Origin of the sequence: Bradyrhizobium sp. 1200_D9_N1_1, assembly GCF_052075915.1 — a bacterium.
Taxonomy (GTDB): domain Bacteria; phylum Pseudomonadota; class Alphaproteobacteria; order Rhizobiales; family Xanthobacteraceae; genus Bradyrhizobium; species Bradyrhizobium diazoefficiens.
Genome location: NZ_CP197226.1, coordinates 3958807 through 3978354, shown reverse-complemented (window position 1 = coordinate 3978354; position 19548 = coordinate 3958807). Strand labels below are relative to the sequence as shown.

At 59.9% G+C, this 19548-nt stretch carries 22 protein-coding genes and 1 tRNA gene; 10 read left to right on the top strand and 13 right to left on the bottom strand.

All coding sequences use genetic code 11. The annotated features are described in order from the left end of the window. Positions 1-103: 103 nt before the first annotated feature. Positions 104-370, bottom strand: coding sequence for a hypothetical protein (locus AB5K84_RS19100; RefSeq protein ID WP_441232590.1), 267 nt, complete (start codon positions 368-370; stop codon positions 104-106). Positions 371-685: 315 nt separating this feature from the next. Here AB5K84_RS19100 and AB5K84_RS19095 point away from each other — a divergent pair, with 315 nt between their 5' ends. Continuing rightward, entirely contained in the window at positions 686-871 is a 186-nt protein-coding gene (locus AB5K84_RS19095) for a PRC-barrel domain containing protein (protein WP_441232795.1), read from the top strand. A gap of 292 nt (positions 872-1163) precedes the next feature. Here the strand turns inward: AB5K84_RS19095 and AB5K84_RS19090 are convergent, their stop codons facing one another. Continuing rightward, a complete protein-coding gene (locus AB5K84_RS19090) occupies positions 1164-1355 on the bottom strand; it encodes a hypothetical protein (RefSeq protein WP_441232589.1) in 192 nt (63 codons plus the stop codon). A 1293-nt stretch (positions 1356-2648) separates the two neighbouring features. Here AB5K84_RS19090 and AB5K84_RS19085 point away from each other — a divergent pair. The 4 genes from AB5K84_RS19085 (at position 2649) to AB5K84_RS19070 (ending at position 6681) form a co-directional block, all read left to right on the top strand. Then, positions 2649-2894, top strand: coding sequence for a hypothetical protein (locus AB5K84_RS19085; protein WP_441232588.1), 246 nt, complete (start codon positions 2649-2651; stop codon positions 2892-2894). Positions 2895-3886: 992 nt separating this feature from the next. Beyond that, a complete protein-coding gene (locus AB5K84_RS19080; RefSeq protein WP_441232587.1) occupies positions 3887-5332 on the top strand; it encodes an IS1182 family transposase in 1446 nt (481 codons plus the stop codon). Positions 5333-5805: 473 nt separating this feature from the next. Then, positions 5806-6012 carry a hypothetical protein gene (locus AB5K84_RS19075; RefSeq protein WP_441232586.1) on the top strand — a complete coding sequence of 69 codons (207 nt, stop codon included), beginning with the start codon at positions 5806-5808 and terminating at the stop codon, positions 6010-6012. A gap of 81 nt (positions 6013-6093) precedes the next feature. After that, positions 6094-6681 (top strand): ATP-dependent DNA ligase, encoded by a 588-nt coding sequence (locus tag AB5K84_RS19070; protein ID WP_441232585.1) that lies wholly within the window; start codon positions 6094-6096, stop codon positions 6679-6681. Between the two features lie 99 nt (positions 6682-6780). Here the strand turns inward: AB5K84_RS19070 and AB5K84_RS19065 are convergent, their stop codons facing one another. Next, positions 6781-7641 (bottom strand): ABC transporter substrate-binding protein, encoded by an 861-nt coding sequence (locus tag AB5K84_RS19065; protein ID WP_441232584.1) that lies wholly within the window; start codon positions 7639-7641, stop codon positions 6781-6783. A 294-nt stretch (positions 7642-7935) separates the two neighbouring features. Further along, a complete protein-coding gene (locus AB5K84_RS19060) occupies positions 7936-8070 on the bottom strand; it encodes a hypothetical protein (RefSeq protein ID WP_271598883.1) in 135 nt (44 codons plus the stop codon). Positions 8071-8350: 280 nt separating this feature from the next. Between AB5K84_RS19060 and AB5K84_RS19055 the strand changes: the two genes are divergently transcribed. Both AB5K84_RS19055 and AB5K84_RS19050 read left to right on the top strand, forming a co-directional pair. Beyond that, a complete protein-coding gene (locus tag AB5K84_RS19055) occupies positions 8351-8650 on the top strand; it encodes a DUF1488 family protein (RefSeq protein ID WP_441232794.1) in 300 nt (99 codons plus the stop codon). A 140-nt stretch (positions 8651-8790) separates the two neighbouring features. Continuing rightward, the gene (locus AB5K84_RS19050; RefSeq protein ID WP_441232583.1) at positions 8791-9303 is read left to right on the top strand and encodes a DUF992 domain-containing protein; all 513 of its coding nucleotides are present in this window, start codon (positions 8791-8793) and stop codon (positions 9301-9303) included. Between the two features lie 144 nt (positions 9304-9447). Here AB5K84_RS19050 and AB5K84_RS19045 read toward each other — a convergent pair whose 3' ends face one another. The 7 genes from AB5K84_RS19045 to AB5K84_RS19015 all read right to left on the bottom strand — a co-directional run bounded on the left by AB5K84_RS19045 (position 9448) and on the right by AB5K84_RS19015 (position 14545). Beyond that, positions 9448-9678, bottom strand: a complete 231-nt coding sequence (locus AB5K84_RS19045) for a hypothetical protein (RefSeq protein ID WP_441232582.1) — start codon at positions 9676-9678, stop codon at positions 9448-9450. Further along, entirely contained in the window at positions 9675-10010 is a 336-nt protein-coding gene (locus AB5K84_RS19040) for a hypothetical protein (RefSeq protein ID WP_441232581.1), read from the bottom strand. The genes AB5K84_RS19045 and AB5K84_RS19040 overlap by 4 nt, the downstream gene beginning before the upstream one ends. After that, complete coding sequence (locus AB5K84_RS19035; RefSeq protein ID WP_441232580.1) at positions 10007-10276, bottom strand: hypothetical protein; 270 nt, start codon at positions 10274-10276, stop codon at positions 10007-10009. Before AB5K84_RS19035 ends, AB5K84_RS19040 begins: the two co-directional genes overlap by 4 nt. Positions 10277-10514: 238 nt before the next feature. Continuing rightward, the gene (locus AB5K84_RS19030) at positions 10515-10865 is read right to left on the bottom strand and encodes a hypothetical protein (protein ID WP_441232579.1); all 351 of its coding nucleotides are present in this window, start codon (positions 10863-10865) and stop codon (positions 10515-10517) included. Between the two features lie 228 nt (positions 10866-11093). Next, positions 11094-13397, bottom strand: a complete 2304-nt coding sequence (locus AB5K84_RS19025) for an AAA family ATPase (RefSeq protein WP_441232578.1) — start codon at positions 13395-13397, stop codon at positions 11094-11096. 76 nt (positions 13398-13473) lie between these two features. Beyond that, complete coding sequence (locus AB5K84_RS19020) at positions 13474-13788, bottom strand: hypothetical protein (protein WP_441232577.1); 315 nt, start codon at positions 13786-13788, stop codon at positions 13474-13476. Between the two features lie 493 nt (positions 13789-14281). Beyond that, positions 14282-14545 carry a hypothetical protein gene (locus AB5K84_RS19015; RefSeq protein WP_441232576.1) on the bottom strand — a complete coding sequence of 88 codons (264 nt, stop codon included), beginning with the start codon at positions 14543-14545 and terminating at the stop codon, positions 14282-14284. Positions 14546-14628: 83 nt separating this feature from the next. Here AB5K84_RS19015 and AB5K84_RS19010 point away from each other — a divergent pair, with 83 nt between their 5' ends. The 3 genes from AB5K84_RS19010 (at position 14629) to AB5K84_RS19000 (ending at position 16651) form a co-directional block, all read left to right on the top strand. After that, on the top strand, positions 14629-14889 hold the full coding sequence (locus AB5K84_RS19010) for a hypothetical protein (RefSeq protein ID WP_441232575.1): 261 nt from the start codon (positions 14629-14631) through the stop codon (positions 14887-14889). A gap of 221 nt (positions 14890-15110) precedes the next feature. Then, the gene (locus AB5K84_RS19005) at positions 15111-15401 is read left to right on the top strand and encodes a hypothetical protein (protein WP_441232574.1); all 291 of its coding nucleotides are present in this window, start codon (positions 15111-15113) and stop codon (positions 15399-15401) included. Then, positions 15398-16651, top strand: a complete 1254-nt coding sequence (locus AB5K84_RS19000) for a hypothetical protein (RefSeq protein WP_441232573.1) — start codon at positions 15398-15400, stop codon at positions 16649-16651. The genes AB5K84_RS19005 and AB5K84_RS19000 overlap by 4 nt, the downstream gene beginning before the upstream one ends. Before the next feature lie 57 nt (positions 16652-16708). On the opposite strand, the gene AB5K84_RS18995 is transcribed toward AB5K84_RS19000, so the two are convergent. Both AB5K84_RS18995 and AB5K84_RS18990 read right to left on the bottom strand, forming a co-directional pair. Further along, positions 16709-16782: transfer RNA gene (locus tag AB5K84_RS18995), tRNA-Gly, on the bottom strand. A 318-nt stretch (positions 16783-17100) separates the two neighbouring features. After that, the gene (locus AB5K84_RS18990) at positions 17101-19506 is read right to left on the bottom strand and encodes an ATP-binding protein (RefSeq protein ID WP_162603599.1); all 2406 of its coding nucleotides are present in this window, start codon (positions 19504-19506) and stop codon (positions 17101-17103) included. Positions 19507-19548: the final 42 nt, after the last annotated feature.

The following is a 19548-nucleotide window of genomic DNA, read 5'->3' as shown; positions in this document are numbered from 1 at the left end:
GGATCGCCGGTCTAACTTGGTGGTCTGGAAAACAAAAAGTCGCGCCTACAGAAATGGCGCGACCTTTCCCGACGCCAAACTCAATCAAGAATGAGGCTATCGATTACTGCTTCTCTTTGATGACAGTCGTGCTGCTGCTACTACCGACTGTCCCTTCCTCGCAGACTTTGGTCTGCTTGATGCGATCTTCGGCTTCCACGCGGCTCTTGAAAGCCAGCGGACCGATCTGCGTTACGACCTCCTTGTCCGCCGGACGCGTCGTGGTAACGGTGCATTCGCGGTTCGGACCCTGCACGACATAGTACTCATCGGCCAGTGCGGGGGCGGCGCATCCGATGATTAATGCGCCAGCAAGAAGTGGTGCCTTCATTGTCGCCTCTCTCTGTTCATGTGCTGCCGACCGGCGCGATCGAGAAACCGGCACGTGCTATCGCGCACGCGACCGCTCATGCTCCATCCAGTCGGCGGCTCTGTAACTCATTGCTGACTGCAAGAGTTCCGAAAGGCCATGACTGTAGTGAAGATAACAAGTGTGAGACTCAAGAGAGCGCTTCAGAATTCAATTCACGCGCCCTGGAACTCTCCGATTGCGTGTCGCGTCAAAGTACCAGAGTGGTAGAATACAAGAATTCGCACCAAACAGGGTGCATTCGTGAGTGCTGCAAGTACCGGCGACGCGCGAGCGATGAACATCTTGCGCGAACTGCACGAGGCCGAGACGGAGCTAGTCGGCAAGACTGTCGTTTTGACCGACGGCAAGGCTGGCACAATTGATCGCGTCTTCCTCGATGATGACCACGGACTCCGCATCTCGATCACGGGACATGAAGGTCGCTGGCCGATTTCGACGGTGAAACACATTGAGGGCTGATCGGCCGTGCGCCCGGTGGGGCGTCCCAGCAGCGCGCGCTCGACGACCTGCGATCAATCAGTGAATGGTCGACTTCCCTGGGTCTGCCGATTGATCGAGAGCTGTATTCTCCTCGGCCTCTCGCACTCGGCCTCGAAGGGTCTCAAGTTCGGCAAGCTGAAAAAGAAGCGCCTGAGCACGCAGGCACAGGACAACGCGGTTGTACGCCCGATTAGGTTTACTCATTGAACGCCCCCGATGTTTGTACAGTTGGCCGTGAGTCGGTTTTCATCACCGTGTTGCAGGCGTTTTCTCATCCGGCCGGATCAAGCGAGCTGATTGAGCTAGCGACGTTGCATTCCTGGAAGTGGGACGACAGCTCAAGCTCAGCCAAGTGTTCCCAGCATTCCGCGTCCGCGAGCAGTTTCCATTTGTTCATGCTGTTGTACGCGGCCTGTTGACGGCACAGCGAACCCATCGCGCGCAATCGTCGCACCTTTTCCACTGCGAAACCTCCTTCGGGCCTGTTCTTCGCAAGCCATTGTTTGTGTCGGATTGAAAGTCTCGCAGATTAAATTGACGGGTGATAGTCCGGTGTTTGACTGGTTCAAATGACAGCGCAATCGTCTGACCTTTTAACGGAGTCGTATTTTCAGCAAGCGCCTGATTGCATCCAATGCTTCGTTCCACGTTGGCCACGCTGGTCGAGGCGGCAAGCGTCGCCTGCGAGGGGGCATCGTGATCACAACAAACAAAACGTTGATCAGTAGCCATAGCCCAATAACTAGGAGGATAGTCCGCACGCGAACCTCCCGAAAAATTAACTAAATATAGGGCGCTCCACGTTTCCCGCGATTGCGAGCGCTGGCACCGCGCGGGACAACGATGACTGCTTTTGCTCTCATGAGAAGCACAGCCAGCCGATTGTCGGCCGTGCCGCCATGGCTGGAAATGCATCATGCAAGAGGCCACAAACTGAGACGGGCTTTACTTGCTCGTAAGCTGCAGGTGCGTTGCCGCTGCGCGGAGCCTTCGTCGCGAGCTGGCCAAGCAGAACTCACATCGTTTGCAGCAATATCATTCCGACGACGGTCACAAAGAAACCGATTGCCGTCATTGCGGCGAAGCACCGCTCTACGCTATCCATGAACGCAGCCCCTGCCAAAAAGATTAGTTCAGCTTTTTCGTAATGTAAGTGCGATTCCAACTGCTGAGTTGCTGGTACTTGCGCGACGAGTTTTGAGGGTGCCCCTCCGGCCAGGAAAGTAACCGAAAACGGTCATGCCGCCATACCGGGCGCCGATTGCGTGGTGTTCGCATTATCTCCGATTACTGGGAGCGGGAAGGAAGATGTGCACGACTGATCGCGCAGCGCATCGTTGGCCAAATGCTCCCAATACTCAGCTTCGGCGAGCAGTTTCCAACTTCTATCGGGGTGATGCGCGGCAGTCTCACGGCACAGCGATGCCATCGCGCGCAGGCGACTCGCAGTATTCACCTACTCCTCCCAACCCTTTTTGTTTTTCCACCCTATTTTCTATTTTTGCGTCGGAGTCATTATGATTATGGCGCAGAACTAATTTTACTCTCCGAAGCGCGATTCGGCTTTCGTTGCGGCTTCAAATCGCGCCTCGATCACAATCGGCGCAATCCAGTACATTCATTCAAAAGACCTGGAGCTTAGCTTGGGCGCTCGCGAATTCGATGGCAGGCAAAGAGCCGAAGTAACTTCCTGGGCGAAGGCCAAGGCGCCCACTTGGTTGGTCAGCTACGGCGACTCAATGTATCCCTCGCCACCATGAAATATGCTTCTGCTCGCCCCTTAGCCGACCCCGAAACCGCCGCCCGCACGCTGGTCGAGATCGCCAGCGGCATTCAACCCGTGCAGGACGGACGCGTCTTCATCGAGCTGATCAATGTGCCTTTCCTGAAACAGGGTGGCACCGGCGAACAATTCAGCGCCGCAGTCGCATTGGCGCAGGAGCGCGGCTGGTTGGAGCTGCATGAGAGCGGCACGTATGTGCGGCTACGCAGGCAAACATAAGTGATCTAGTTTGCGTTTACGTCCGGTCGCTTCCAGAGGATCGCCGATCTGGGGCGCATTCACGCGCTTAGTTTGGACGATCCAGATGTCCGCTCATCACTCAACAGCAGCACAAACAGCAGACATGGTTGAAGGTCGCCTATGGGCCAACAAAAGACGTGCGCGTCGAGGTTTAGAATGGTGACCAGCTCTATTCCTTGGCGGGCAGGCTTTGTTGCTTCCCAATAAACGTCGAGGGGACGCTCTGTTGTAGTAGCGCTTCGGATTTTGCGAGCGCTTCTCTAGCCCGCGCGAGCAATTCGGCTTCCCGCGTTGCCATACGAGAATGGCGAGTAAGCAATTCTAAGTTTTTGGAAGACTCGGACATAAGCCGCTCCCTCAATGTGCAGGCGGGAGCACTCTCGGTCTCTCAGCCACCGACGCCTACAGGGCAGAGCCTTGGCCGGTGATATCCGTAAACTACCACAAGTCGCTTCGGTTCAAAAGTGAACGTAGATTAGCCGCTGGTTCGGGACCGCCCGAAGAATAACTCATCTTACTCATTTGGCGTAAAGCAAGACTTCTGCCGCTATCCTGAGAATACTACAAGATCGGCGGGGTCTGCCCCGGCGAGCGAAGCCACTCGTCCCAAAGAGCAGCGGTATCGGCCCCGCGCGCCCTCTTGAGTAGTTCTTCTCTTTCTGGACCGGGAGGATGCGCACGAGCTTCCTCGCGGAGTTCACAAGCGAAATCGCTCAGCCGATCTTGCAGAGAAGTGGTCTGCTTGAAACGTCGACGCTTCTTGCTCATTTGGTGTCTCCGTTTGAAGAAATTATCACGCAGAGCAAATGGCCCCGCGATAACTTTAGTTAATTGGACAAGCGCATGTGGCGCGAGAAGCCCGCCATGGGTCACAAGCGGCGAAGCGCAGCCCTACGTCCGGTTACGGACCCTGGCTGTGTGAAAAGCCGCGAGTCGGTTACGATTCCTCCGTTTTCTGATGGAGGATACGGATGGGACGCTTCGTTGAAGGCGCGGACAGATCCCAGCTGACGCTCTTGCCGGAATGTCTGGAGGATTGGGTAGACGAGGGCAACGCGGTCCATGTGATCGACGTGTTTGTCGAGGCGCTCGACCTGCATGGAATGGGATTTGAGCGTGTGATCGCCAAGGAGACGGGCCGGCCTTCCTATCATCCAGCAGTCCTTCTGAAGCTTTACATCTACGGTTATCTCAATCGGGTGCAATCCAGTCGCCGCCTGGAACGTGAGGCGTGCCGCAATATCGAGGTGATGTGGCTGATCGGCCGCCTGGCTCCCGATCATAAGACGATCGCCGATTTCCGGAAGGACAATGGTGCGGCGCTTCGGAAGGTTTGTGCGAAGTTCGTTGCGCTATGCCGGCAAATGGGCCTGTTGCAGACCCCAAGCGTCGCAATCGATGGCAGCAAGTTCAAGGCAGTGAACAACCGCGATCGCAACTTCACACATGCCAAGATGGCGAGGCGGATGGCGCAGATCGAGGAAAGCGTCGGGCGATATCTGCGTCAACTGGATAGCGCCGATCGGCAGGAGCCATCGGAAGCGATCCGCATCAAGACAACGAGGATCAAGGAAAAGATCGCTCGACTGAAGCAGGAGATGAGCCGCCTGGAAGTGCTTGACGCGCAGATGCGCAACACGCCGGATCAACAGATATCGCTGACCGATCCGGATGCCCGTTCGATGACCACCAGCGGACGCGGATCGGGTGTCGTCGGCTACAATGTCCAGGTCGCGGTGGACACCGAACACCATCTGATTGTTACGCATGAGGTCATCAACGTCGGCAACGACCGTGGGCAGCTTGCTCGGATGTCGAAGCAAGCCAAAGAAGTGCTCGAAGTGGACAAACTCGAGGCGGTCGCCGACCGTGGCTACTTTGACGGAGAGGAGATATTGGCCTGCAAAGAGGCTGGTGTTGCAGTCACGCTGCCCAAGCCCATGACGTCGAACGCCAAGGCGGAGGGTCGGTTCGGCAAACAGGACTTCGCCTACCTGTCTGATGAGGACGTCTACCGCTGCCCGTCCGACCAACTGCTGCCCTATCGCTATACCAACATCGAGCATGGAATGACGCTGCGCCGTTACTGGTCGACAGCAGCGTGCCAAGGCTGCGCAATCAAGAGCCAATGTACGCCATCCAAGGAGCGCCGCATCACTCGTTGGGAGCATGAACATGTAGTCGAGGAGGTCCAGAGACGGCTCGATTCCAATCCCAAAGCCATGCGGACGCGGCGCGAGACGGTCGAGCATCCCTTCGGCACGATCAAAGCCCGTATGGGTGCGACCCACTTCCTGATGAAGCGCTTACGGAATGTTGCCGCTGAGATGGCGCTGCATGTTCTCGCTTATAACCTCACGCGGGTGATGAACATCGTCGGCAAACCGCGCCTGATTGCAGCCATCCGCGCCGTCTGAAGGCCGGAAAGTACGTCCAAAAGCGCAATACCGCCTCGCGATACCCGCTTTGGCCGTCATTGGGCGATCCGACGCGAGAACCTCAGCCGCCTGCAGTGATTGGCGACCCACGGCCGCGTGCCGACCATCCGTTTGCACACAGCCAAGGGCGATAGCCGACAAGCATCGAAAGTCCGTTTAAGCGCATCGCGGCGGACCTACAGCCCAAAGCCTTGAGGTCTTGCGTTTCCAGCGCGCCATCGCTCCTAGCGATCGGGACGGCAGGCTCTCACACCTTGATGCAGCAAAGCCCCTCGGGCCAGCCTTGGCCCCTAGGGGCTGGAGCATGTGCGAGGCCAAGGCGGTCCGACGGCTGGCGCCTCCAGGAGCGCCATGCAATTGGAGGCTAGTCCCAGTCGGCAAGATTGCTGTGTTCACTTGTGACCCGAGGCAGGTATTTGTAATGTTCCTGCACCGGAACATCGAGGCCGCAGATGCAAGACATGCAGGCTCGGTTGGAGAAGCTTAGGCGAGACGCTGCTGAGTGCGCCCTCATCCGCGACTTGGCAACTGATCCCAAGAAGCGCGAGTTGTTTGCCAGATTGGCCGATCACCTTGACGTGCTCGCATCGGCGGTGGAGCAGGCTATCAGGGAGAGCGGCGGCAGCGAAATCTCTCCTGATCTGCCGCCGAGGCCGTAGCGCCGGCCCCAACGTTTTTAAATGTGTCCCTTTCGCCGGTCCAATCTCGCAATCAAAGCCGCGAATGCCTATTTTTCCCGCATGGGTTCATTTGAGTTTTGCCTGCCGACCAAGGGCACTACGGTCCCGGACGGCGCCGATTGGCTGCATGAAGTCAAGTATGACGGTTACCGCCTCCGCTTGGAGCGCGACGGCGACCGCGTGCGCCTGATCACGCGTGGCGGCTACAATTGGGCGAACCGTTATCCGTGGATCGTGGAGGCCGCACGTAAGGTCCGCCAGAAGCAATTCGTGCTCGACGGCGAAGCGGTTGTGCTAGGCGTCGATGGCATTTCAGATTTCAACGCGCTGCACTCGCGCAAGCACGATCACGAAGTGCAGTTCTGCGCCTTCGATATTCTCGCCGAAGGCGGTAACGACCTCCGCATGCTCCCGCTGTCGATGCGGAAGACGAACTTGGAGCGCCTGCTGGCGCGGCGTCCCGAGGGCGTCTTCATCAATCCTTTTGAACGGGGCGAGCTTGGGCCTGATTTGTTTCGAGCGGCCTGCAAGCTAGGTCTTGAAGGGCTGGTATCGAAACGGCGGGACCGGCCGTATCAGTCCGGGCGGAGCAAGTACTGGGTTAAAGTGAAGAACCGGCAGCATCCGGCGATGGAGCGCGAGCTGTGAGCAGAGCGGCAGGTCCGATCTGCAACTAACAGCGGGCCTCAACGGCCGATTGGACCACTTCGCCTTGGGGCCACTACCTGGCAACGGCATCTCGCATCTCTATTCGATCACCTCGTCGGCACGGGCGAGCAATGAGGCAGGTATTTCGAGGCCAAGCGCCTTTGCGGCCTTGAGGTTTATCACCAGATCGAACTTGGTCGGCTGCTCGACCGGCAGATCGGCAGGCTTGGTGCCTTTGAGAATTTTATCGACGTAGTCGCCTGCACGCCGGAGCAGGTCGGTTATATCGGCGCCGTATGAAACCAAACCGCCATTGATGGCGAACAGTCGGAAGACGTAGACCGCGGGCAGACGATGCTCCGCCGCCAGCGCGGTAACTCGTGCGACGTTGTTAACGGTCAATTCGCTGCCAAGAGGAATAATTGCATCGGCGTGCTGGGCCGCGGCGGAGGTAAAGGCAATGTCGAGTTCCTCCACCGTGGTCGCCTCCAGTACCTGGAAAGTCACGCCCAGCTTCCGAGTAGTTTCGGGCAACTCCTCGGCTACGAACAACCCGTGATCTGCATTGCTCGGGTTGACCAAGATCGCAATTTTTGAGGCGGCAGGGACGATCTCCCGCAGGATTTGTATCCTTTTGCTGACGATATTTCCCGGTACGATGGATGCCAGACCCGTTATGTTGCCGCCGGGATGCGACAGGCTTTGGACGAGGCCAAGCCGCACGGGGTCGGCCACAGCGGCGAAAACAATCGGAATGCTGGCAGTTGCCGATTTCAGGGCTAAGGCTTCCGGCGCGCTCGGGCCAACGAGCACATCGGGCTTGAGCGCGACAAGCTCGTTCGCTAGAGGCGCTACGCGCGCGGCGTGCCCCTCGGCCGACCGGTAATCAACGATCAGGTTCTTCCCTTCGATCCAGCCATGATCGCGCAGGCTGTCCTGCCACACCTTGAAGTTTGGCAAGTACAGGGGCGCAGTATCAAGATAACCAATCCGGCGAGGCGGCCCCTGTGCCCACGAATGCCGTGGCGAAACAAGCAGTGCCGCAGTACTCGCTATCAAATTCCGCCGGTACATTCGATCCTCATCAAGGCTTGAGGACGACCGGCGGAGACTAACATGTCTCGATGGCAGTCGCACCCAAGGCGCGAATGCTCCAACGCAAGTGCGGAGGACAGCTTCGGGTCAAAACGCGAAGAACTCAGATTGAGCAAATCTGGTCCGCTCTGGCTCGACGAGCGGACTACCGACCCGGCCTTAGTTCAACTTACGCCGGAGCTTCTGGATGATCTCCCGCAGCTCGGCGGCATACTCCTCGATGATGCGCCGCGCCTCGTTCAGCCGTGATGGCTTGGCTTCCTTACCCTCGGTCTGCTTGTCAGGTTCGGGCATGGCCCGATGGTCCGGCATGGAGGTGCGCGCTGCTTGAGATAGATCAAGGAAGGTGCCTCACATTCCTCGGCAAGAGCCACGGCATCAGTAACGCCGCGCATGTGAATACGCCGCGCATGTGAATTCGATCATCCTTTGGCAAGGAGATTACAGATCGGGTCGCTTCGACCGACCAAGTCGAAGGGGCCGTTGCGGCGGTGGCCTTAGTTCATCCGTTGCCCTAGCTTTTTATCGAAGACTGAGCGACGGAGTTGCCGAGGATGCCCCTTACCTCTGATCCATCTGGCGAGTTGATGCCGCGAACAATGAAGCGTTGTTCTTTGCGATGTTTGCGGGCGACGACCGCATCGATTGCAGAGTGGATTTAGCCGCCCTGCGGGATCGGGCTGCGGCAGACGGGTCCAGCCCAAACGACGTTGTCGAAACCTTCAAGAGACATCGCTCGACGATCGAGCGGATCGCAAGCGAACAATACGACACCGGCGCAACGATGCCCGTTGTGCGAACGCATCAGCTTACGCCGCGCGGTAGTTCGGCACGGCGGAGCGAACCCGGTCTCCTTGTTGGTCCTGATAATTGATCTAGCCTTTATTCGTAGCTCTCTGGCCGCGACAGCTCTGCGCTCAGCCCGCCTTTCGGCTTCGCACGTGCGAGAAACAGGAACATCGCAATGCTGGTCCGCGTTAGGGAGCACCAGAATACGTCGTTGGAGGCCGCCCGATGAACAAAGCAATGCTGAACAGACCAATCGCGTGCGCCGCCCTAGTGCTCGCCCTGGCCATTGTTCCTGCTACGGCTCAGCAGGCTGGACGAACGCAGGTCGGCACGCTCACCTGCAACATATCGCCGGGCGTTGGCATGATTGTCGCTGGACAGCGGCAACTGAGCTGCGTCTACGCATCGGCGAGAGGCAGGGCGCGCGAGGCTTATGAAGGCACCGTCAGTACGCTTGGGCTCGACATCGGCGCCACGTCCGGCGGCAAGCTGACTTGGGCCGTTTTTGCACCGACTACACTGCGCCGGGCGGCATTGGCAGGAACCTATGCCGGTGCGTCCGCCGGTGGCACGGTCGGCGCCGGAGTGGGTGCCAACCTCCTGATCGGCGGCTCCGACCGCACGGTCGCTTTGCAGCCACTATCCGTTCAGGGTCAGACAGGCGTGAACATTACAGCGGGCGTATCCAGCATGGAGTTGCGGCCAGCGACCGCGCCTGCGCGTCGCAAGGCCCAGTGACGACATCAGCGCCCGCGCGGAATCCCATTTGGCTATCCGGACAAGCCACTGAGTCAGAGCCGCCGCAACAACCGATGACGCCGCCACCGTCGCCATCCATTCGGTGCTTTTGCTGCCGTTCCTGACGACGTGCGAGGGACGCGTCTAGTGTCGTTCCGTCGATTGGGCCGTCGTCGCACCGAACGCGCGGGTGGCGACTTCCTGCGTTGCCCACATGCGCCACTCTTCGAGATCACCGGCATAGCGCAGCATCGATTCGCGAAATGCCGCATCATCGACGCTCATGCCTTTGTCGAGCAGCAGGTAATTTCCATGCTTGACCAATGCCTCGTTCCGACGATCGATTAACAATTGCAGTGCCTCTTCGAACGTCATTTCGAGCCTCCGCGCTTAACTGCCAGTTTCCAAAATCCGCCTTCACCCGGCCGGACGCCTGTGTTTTCCGTCTCGGCATGCCAAACCGAACCCGCATGGGTGACGAAGGAGCCCGGCGGATACGTTCGCCATGCATCCCAAATGCCCAGGTAGCGCAGCGCCGGGCGCGACTCGAGTTCCTTGATCCGGGCTTTCAGCGGCGCGGTCGCTTTCAGCACGAATTCGCCGATCACCGGTGCCAGCGATTTGACGAGGCCTTCGATCTCGGCTCGCTGCTGTGGCGAAACCTTAGCCTCGATCGCACGGCGCTCTTCCGGAGTTGGGACGTTCATGGCATGTGCCTCGTGTCTGCTGGCCGGCCATGCCGTGCTTCGTAGGCAAGCTGCAACCGCGCCTGTTCTCGAACCAGTGTGCGCGCAGCCAAAACGTTCTCGGCCTTGTCGCGATGCCACAACAGTTCGCGGATGCGCCTTTCCAGCCGAGCAATCGGAATCAGATCGTCGATTTCGGGCGAAAGCCGAACCACCCGGCACCCTGCCTTTATTGCGGCAATCCGCCGCCCATATTCCAGATCGCTCGCTGTCAACCTGACGACCATGTGTGTCGGCCCTCAACTTTGAAGTTGATCTCTACAATAGCAGATCGGCCAACCCCCGCCTAGGAATTTGGTCCTAGTGCGCGCGGACCAGCCCGTGCGGTCCGACGCCCCCAAGGCTTTGAATTCCGGCACACCCCCCGGTCGTGGTCAGTGGATCGTGAGCACGCCCAGCAAGGCCGCTGCCTCGCGCGCTCGCGCCATCTGCGGTTGAGGCGTTTTTTGCGCGCCGTCTCACTAGTCACTGCTGCTCCAGAGTTGGCTGATCTCGCGCCGGGCCACCGTTATCCGGCGCAGCTTGCAACGCTTCTTTGGGCATCGCAGCAAGGATCGCTTTGAAGGTCTCGATGCCACCCTTCAGGCTATCCTCGAAATCGGCGCCGTCCTGGCCAGCAATGGCTAGGTATTCCCAGAACACAGCCGGGGTGACGATCGTGTGTTCCCCGAACAGCTCCAGCTCCCAGTCCTCGTAGCTGGTACAATAAGAAACCGCCTCGATCTTCCACAGCAATTCGCGCGCTGCCTTAAGCGCGGGACGCTCCTTGAAAATGCGGCGCAGCTCTTTCTCGGATGGACGCTTTTTCATTTCCATATTCCAGGCTCCTTTTGTGCTCAAGACGCGGCCGCGCAGCTCAACCACGTCGCGCCGCCGATACCTTCTTCTGCATTCTCCCCCTTTGGTCTCACACTCCTCCGCCTCTCTAAAGAGAGGCGGATGTGAGTGAGATTGTGAGACCAGATAAGGCAATCTCACATCTCCTTGGATGTGAGACGATGTGAGGTGCTGTGAGATGTGAGACGCGGTGAAGACCGTTTCGAGCTAAACGACGGGCCACACGAAGTCCTCCCAAATTCCGATCTTGCCGAGTTTCTGAAGTTTCAGATGGATACGTTGAAACTGCTGGTAAGGGTTGCCTTCAGGATTGATGACCCCTCGCGCGGCCAGCCGATTGCGCCAGGTCGTTAGGGTGACGCCTTTGACGCCGGGCGGGACGTGCACGTTGTTTGGGGGCGGCGCGGTCTCATCATCCGCGATGCAGTTGAATAGCTCGCTCAGGGAGACCTGCTGCTTGTCCGACAGCTTGCCTTCGCCAGTGTCCGGGCTGCTCACGTCCTGCCTGGCTATGATTGCTACAGTCTCAACCTCACCGTCATCATCGACATGGCCGGTGTCGGCCGCTTCAAGCAGGAACTGGGCAATCACTCGCTCGGGCTGGTCATTGGCGTCGGTCACCTTGGCAGTTTTGGCCGCGGCATCGCCCGTGATCTGGATCATCAGATCGACATCACCAAGGTGGGCGTTGCTGCCACGCGCGCCCTTGCTCGGGTCCTTGCCAGTATGACCGACACACGCGATGTGGATATCAATCAGCTCTTGCACCCGGCGCAGGTTGGCTGCAATGCGGTTCTGGTCCTTGGCTGAGTTCTCATCCCCGCCACCGGCAGCAACGCCCTTGGAGTAGGTATCGATCACGACCAGCCCCACCGCGCAGCCCATGTGCTGCTCGGCCTCGCGCACGGTCGCAACGATGGTGTTGACGCATTCAGGGGCGAGCAGATCAATGATCTTGCGAGCCACCGCAATCGGCAGGCCCTTGTAACCGTCACGGATTGCATATGCGTCGAGGCGGCGCTGATAGAGGTCGCCGCGCTCCAGTGCGAGGATCACGACGCCGCAGGGGCCGCTGGCGAGATGGCCGCGCCAATCCTTCCCGGCGGCGCAGTGGACGGCGATCTCGGTCATCAATGCCGACTTGCCACGCTTAGGCGGTGCGATCAGCGCCGAGGTGTCGCCCCTGTTGACGAAGCCTTTCAGGATCGGGCGCTTCTTGGCATTCGCGGGAAATGCTCCGAAGTAGCTCAGGGGCAATGCTCCGCCGGTGCGTTTGCGCCCGCTTTTCTCGTCTGGACCGTTTGCCTCGCCAGGACCATGGCTCCGCTCAGCTTCGTCAGCTTCATCGGAATTGGCTTTGTCAGACTGATCACCAGCCTCATCGGTCCGGGCGTCCCTCGGGTCGGCCTTGGCTTCGGTCCCATCTTCGGCGTGCGCCCCTTGCCGCCTGACCCATCCATTGTCGGCCGCCATTTTGAAGATCGTCCCCGCGCCGATGTCGGTAGGCGGCGACCTAAACAGCTTTGTCCACTTTTCCTGCGTGGTCTTCGCGTCGTACTTGCTGGATTTGCGTGACCACTCGTCGAAAGCCTCGAATGCAACGCGGGAGCCTTTGGTGGCGCGCCAAGCCGCCATGGCGACGCGGTTCCAGTCGTCCCAGTCGAGATCAGCGTTGGGGATGTGCTTTAAAGCGGACGCAATCAGCTCAGGGGTAGCCTCAAGCGCCCGATCAGCAAAGGGGTCGCTGAACGCAGATGACTGCGTGTAACTGTAGGTGTGCTGGTCAAACGTATCTCCGCCATGGTTGGACGCACCGTCGCGTTGAGAGCCGCTCAACCCGATAAGCCGGAGCAGTTCGTCAGCGCCGTAGGTCCGCGCATCCGTGATCTTGCGGAATGTCGTTGTCTGGACGACATACCCTCGCTCCGACTTTTTCGGCGTCGGATAGTTTACCGAGCCTGCAAGGCGCATGAGGTGGCATGGATCGCTGACCTTATCAGTCCCTAGCAAATGCTGGAGCGCCTCATTGATCTGCTTCTGCTGTGAGGCATCTCGGATGTCGGCGATCCTGAAATACAACTGCGCCCGTGTCCACGGAATGCTGCCGGTGGTAACGACGAAGGCGGGTTTGATACCGCGCTGCTGGAGCAGCGCTTCGACACGCTCGGCGTCGCCCTCGCGATCAAAATCGACCCAGGCGACAGCCGACGCTAGATATCTGTCGCTCTTAACCCGCCTCATCGGCGGGTCTCGATCAAACTGAAGCAAAACTGGAATGATATAGACGTTGTACCCTAAGCTGCTCCGTTTAGCGGCGAACTTGGCGAGATCACTTAATTCGGTAGCCAAGCAAACTTGTGCGTCATCCACATTGCCGCTGTTCGGATGGCTGTAGGCGTACTGGATATATGCGCCAGGGTGCGAGTGAACGAACGCTGGATCAAAAAGCGCATAAACGTGCTCATTTATATCATTCAGGTTCGGCGTCGGGGCTTCTGTTTGCGCGTTCATCGATTCAAACCATTACTTCGCCGATTGGCATACTGTGGCGTGCTGCTCGTAACTGGCTCCCAAAGCCAGCACGGTCTCAGTCGATCTCATGCCGGACCTCCGCAAATGCCTCAACCGCGCCGTCGATGAAACCGGCGATGTATTCGTTCGAGGTGTTGTTCTCTTCGCCGAAGCAAATCTCGTGGACTTCACCGGGATCAATCTGTTCGTAGGGGTCGATCGCTGCCCGGAGAGTTTCAAACGGCTGCGAACGAAGGCAGGTCTCGTCGGCCAATCGTTTAAGCCATTCGTATTCAGCATCGCGTTCGGCCCATAACCGCCCGGCCTGTGCTCCGCGCGTCGTGTCCGCTGCTTCAGCTTCGCGTTTCGATGCGCGAAGCCGATCAATCATGGCTCGACCAAATCGATCGCTTGCTGGGCCTTCAGTGTCATCTCTGTGCGGTGCCATTCTGTGTTTGCATCCTGCTTGTGGGCGCAGTTCTCCACCACCGAAGCAGCGAGTTTGCTGTCAGCGTGCTGTAAAGGACGATTGTTTGACTGCTATTCGGCGTTCGCTCTTTCGAAAGCCGCCTATGAAAATAACTTGAACAGCGAAGTGGTCAAGACGCCTACACGGCGCGAGATTCGTGCATCAGTGGCCACCATGGCCACTTCTGCCCACCATGGGCAGAAGTGTCCATGGTGGACAGAAAAACTTCAGGCCAATCAATCGTCAACAACTGACGGATGTAATTTCTTGTGAGACAAGAAATTCAAAAAAAAATTTTTCGGCCTCAGTTATAGAAGTCGTTTTGGCTTGGCTTCGCCGGGACTGCTCTTCCTAAATCTTCCTGCTGAGAGGCCACGTGTGCGCTGATTGTCGGAACGCGTTTTGCGCCAAAGAACTACGTCTCCGCCTCGCGCTCGCGCTCCCATTCGGCGATCGCTGTCGCAGAGATAATCACGCGGCGGCCCAGGCGCATCTCGCGCGGGCTTTTCCCCTCCTTGCGCAGCTTGCGATAGAAGCCCTCCGAGAAGCCATACGAAGCGCGGAACTCTGCGATGGAAAAGCCCATGCGCGGAATGTCGGCGGTGGCTTCGGCGTCTTCATTAACTGGGTTGCTCGAAACACAGTCCTCGATCTGAATTGCATTTACCCGCTTCGCCAACAGTCAAAGCGATTTCGGATGTTGCGCGGCTTCGAATATGTTATTAACGGGCTATTAAAGAGCTGCGCCAACGTGATTTGCACATGAACATCGTGGTGTTGAAGAGGGAGTTGGCTGCTGAACTGTTTGGTCAGGCAGCGGACATGTCCGCAAGTGCTCCTGCCGATCAGCCGGACCTGTGCGAGGGCGTCAACGCGGTGGCGCAGGCGCATTCGCTCGGCTTCGATTGCGCCTGGGTGACGCGCAAGCGCGGCGGCTATGCCGACACGTGGCGCGCGCGGCACGATGAGGGCTGCGAGATCATTGCGATGGCACTTATCAAGGATCGTGTGCCGGTGTTTTGACCGGCAAACATTTTTCGATTGGGCCACATGCTTGCTCAGGAGGCGTAACGAAGTTGTCATGACGTGAGCGGCCAAATGCGGATTTCCCTCCGCCCGGTCCCACTGACCTTGGGCGCAGGAGTCAAATGATACCGTCGAATGACATGATGTCGGTCCCCGCATCCACTCGACAATGTACGTCGGGAGAAGCCGACATTGTATTAGGTTGTGAGAGGATCACCATGGATGGCCGTGACGACGCCTGGCGTGCGTTCATCGAGTTCAGCAAGCGGGGATTTGTCCCCGGCGATGACCGTGAGCGTTGGGATATCGAAACGTTTCCGCCGAAGCAGAAGCGCACGCGCAAGCGCCGGATGACGCTCGCTCGCGCGATGCAGCAGGCGAATGACGCTGGAGTTGCAGTGAGCAGCGCGACCGTCAATGCAGACGGCAGCGTCACGTTGACTTTTGGCAAGTCCGCGACAACGCACACCATCGAAGAAACTTCTGAGGATTTGCGGAGGCTCCTGTGAAGCCGCCTCGTTCCGCCCTGCCCCTGCCCCGCTACGTCGAGCGCAAGCCGCTCAAAAGTGGCGGGTGGGGCTATTTCTTTCACGTGCCATCTTGGGCGCGCAAGGCGGGCTGCACCATCGAGAATGCGCCGCTCGGCACCGACTACGGTGCTGCGGTGTCACGGGCCGAAACAATTCTCTTGCCTACCTTCGATGCGTGGCGAACGGCCGGTGTCGCCGCCCCGACATCGTCTGCCATCGCGATTGGAACGCTCGATTGGATGTTTGCCGAATACCGCGCTGATCGGCGCTACACCAAACTCGGCCCCAAATCGAAACGCAATCACGAAGTCGGCTTCAAGTTGGTCGGCGGCTACATTTTGAAGGATGGCAAGCGGCTGGGCGAGAAGCGGCTGTCGGCCATCGACACTGCGTTGACCGATGATCTTTATGAGAAGCTGCTGATCCTCAAGATCACTGACGCCAAGGGCCGCGTGGTCGAACGCGAGCGCCGTACCACCGTCAATCATGCGATGAAGTCCTGTCGCCGCGCTTGGAACGTCGTTTCTCGTCGCCATCCCGGCAAGCTGCCACTAGTTAATCCGTTCGCGCAAATGGGTCTGCGGTCATCCAATCGCGAGACGCCGACGGCGACCTATGAAGAATTGTTGGCCTTCCGCGCCAAGGCCGTCGAACTTGGCTTGCCCTCGCTCGCCACCGCCGCGCTGATTGGCTGGGAATGGTTGCAGCGGGAGACTGACATCTTCGCGACGTTCGAGGTTTCGCACTATCGCCCGAAAGAGCGCCCAAACATGGTGCGCGTGGTGGACGAGAAAACGAAGCAGGAAGGCTGGATACCTCTGCTCGACGATGCGGGGGCGCTGCTCTACCCCGAACTGACCGCCGAGCTTGACGCCATCAAGCGCGACCGCATCGGGGGCCTGATGCTCTGTCGTGATTGGGGTAATCGCGGACCTTGGCCCACGTGGCCTAAGCCGGATCAGCCGGATTTCACTCACCTCAGCCGGAAGGTGAAGGAGATCATCCGGTCGGCGAAGTTGCGCGACCAGTTGTCGTTCACATCATTCCGGCACGGCGGCTTCACGGAGGGCGGCGACGCCGAACTAACCGACCGCGAGATGCTGGCGCAGGGCCGCCACACGACTGTCAAGGTGCTGCCAAAGTACACCAAGCGCACTACGCGCCAGATCGTCAACGGCGCGAAGAAGCGCCGCGCGGCTCGAACAAAAGACGGCCATTTGTCCGAATGAGCATCAGGCCGCTTGTCCGAACGAAGCACCGACCACGCTGTAAGTGCCTGAAATGCTTGGAGCGGGTGAAGGGAATCGAACCCTCGTATTCAGCTTGGAAGGCTGCTGCTCTACCATTGAGCTACACCCGCATCTCGCGTTCCCCTAACACGGCCGCGCGGCGGCCTCAACTGCCCCGGATCGGTCTTTCCCGCTTCGCGAAGGGCTTGTTCCCGGCCGCCCGCCCCACCTCTTAACGACGCGGGTATTTCGCCCTATATTGGAGTCTCCCGAAACCAACGAAAGGAGGTGATCCAGTGTCTTATCTCAAGCGCTGTCACCTCGCTGGGATCGCCCGCTAAGCTTTGAACAAGGCTTGGCATCGGGGCGCTCTCAGCCCTGGACCAGCGAGCACAAAATCGGGCGCGACGGGGCCTCCCCGCCGCGCCTTTTTCGTGGGCGGGCGCCGCTCAGGCGGCCGGCTCGCCCGCAAGCACCTCGCGGATCTTCTGCGACAGCTCCGACTTCCGGTATGGCTTCTGAAGCAGCGCCACGCCAGGATCGAGATGTCCTTCGTGGACGATGGTGTTGTCGGTATAGCCGGAGGTGTAGAGCACCCTCGCCCCCGGCCGCCGGAGCCGGACGGCTTCGGCCAGTTCCCGCCCGTTCATGCCGCCGGGCATGATGATGTCCGTGAACAGCAGGTCGAAACTGGCGCCCTGGTCGACCAGCGCGAGGGCGGCTGCGCCGTCGCCGGCCACGAGCGTGCGATAGCCGAGGCTCCCGAGCTGGGCGATGACATAGCCCTGCACCAGCGGATCGTCCTCGACCACGAGTATCGTCTCGTGCCCGCGCGCCGCGGCGGCCGCCTGAGCCGGTCCCGTCCTGGTTGCCGCCTCGCCCTCCGATCGTGGCAGGAACAACCGCATCACCGTGCCTTGTCCCTCCTCGCTCTCGATCGCGACGGTGCCGCCGGTCTGGCGGGCAAAGCCGTAGACCATGCTCAGCCCGAGCCCAGTGCCGCGGCCGACCCCCTTGGTGGTGAAGAACGGCTCGAACACGCGCTCGCGGATGTCGGCCGGGATGCCGTGGCCGGTATCGGTCACCGCAATCATCACGAAGGCGCCGCGCATGATGTCGCCGTCGCTGCGCACGCCGTCAAGCTCCCGGTTCGCGGTCTCGAGCGTGAGCCTGCCGCCGTCCGGCATCGCGTCACGCGCGTTGACGGCGAGATTGACGATCGCGGACGAGAGCTGCGACGGATCCGCCATCGCGGACCAGGCGTCGTCCGCGAGCCGGGTCACGATCTCGATATGCTCGCCCAGGATCGGCTTCAGCAGCTTCGCCGTCTCGACCACGAGAGCGTTGACGTCGATCTCGCGCGGCTCCAGCGGCTGGCGGCGCGCGAAGGTCAGCAGCTGCGAGGTAATCTCGGCGCCACGCGCGGCCGCATCGTCGATGAGCTGCGCGATCGCGGCGAACTGGGGCCTGTCCGCAAGCCCTTCCTGGATGATCTCGATGGTGCCGGTGATGACGGTGAGCACGTTGTTGAAGTCGTGCGCGACGCCGCCGGTGAGCTGGCCGATCGCGTCCATCTTCTGGGATTGGCGAAGCCGTTCCTCGGTCTCGTGCTGCTCAGTGAGGTCGGTGGCGGAGCCGCGATAACCCATGAAGCGTCCGTCGGCCGCGAATACCGGCTGGCCGTTGACGCTGAAATGGCGCACGCGTCCGGTCATATCGCGGCCGCGATACTCGAACTTCCGGAACGGCTCGTGGCGATCCAGCACCGCCATGTGCGCGCGCCATTTCTCCGGCTCGGCGTCGTGGTCGAAGGCGGCATCGGTGCGGCGCTTGCCGATCAGCGCCTTATGGTCCATGCCGAAGGCCCCTGCGCGGTCGGATATGTAGGTGAACCGATGATCCGGCCCGGTCTCCCAGAACCAGTCGGACGCGGTCTCGGCATAGTCACGGAAGCGCTGCTCGCTCGCGCGCGCGTCGCCTTCGGCGCGCTGGCGGATTTTCAGGTCGCCCTCGAGATTCGTATTGGCCTCGCGCAGCTCGCCATAGGCCCGCTCGAGATTGGCGCACATGGCGTTGAAGGCGTCGATCACCTTGTCCAGTTCGTCCGCATCGTAGGGCGGCCGGCGCTCCAGGTGCAAAGGCGGCGGCGGCCGCACCAGGCTGTACTTGCTGACGAAGTCGGCGATGGCGACAAGGTGCCGCGTCACCAGGAGATGGAACATGTAGATGATGAACAGCGAGACGAGGAACGTCTTCGCCGCCTGGCTTGCCAGGATGATCAGGGCACGGTGCAGCAATTGCTGATAGACCTCGCTCAGCGTCGCCTCGACATGGAGCACGCCGATCGGGCGCGCGGCGCCCTGCACGGAGTAGTTCAGCGGGTAATCGCGCGTGACGATCGAACGGGTGTTCGGCTCGCCGACCGCGACACGGACCGGATTGGGGCGATCAGCGATCTCGCGCACCTCGGCGGCGCGGATGTCGGGCAGCCGCAGGATGCCGTCGAGCTGGAGCTTGAGCTGGTTTTGGTCGAGATTCCACAGGCTTTCGCCGAGGCTGCCGGTGGTGCTGCGGCCGATCTCGTCGAGCCGCGTCTCGATGACGCCGACCTCGCGGTCATAGTCGAGATAGAGCTGAAGCGCGGTCAGCATCAGCGTGACGATTGAGGAGAACAGCAGCACGGCGGCCAGGAGGCGCGGCCCGACGCCGCTGCGCGACCAGTTGAAAATCCGCGACAGCAACGCTCCGATCATCGCCGGCGCAAACGCGGCGCCGATCCCGCTCAAATCCTGCTTCGCGGCCGCCGGGGCAACGGCGCGGCCGCGCTTGGAATCCTCGTCGCCTGCGTTGCCCATGCACCACGTCCCCGGAATGGCGGCATCCTGCTCCGGCCGGCA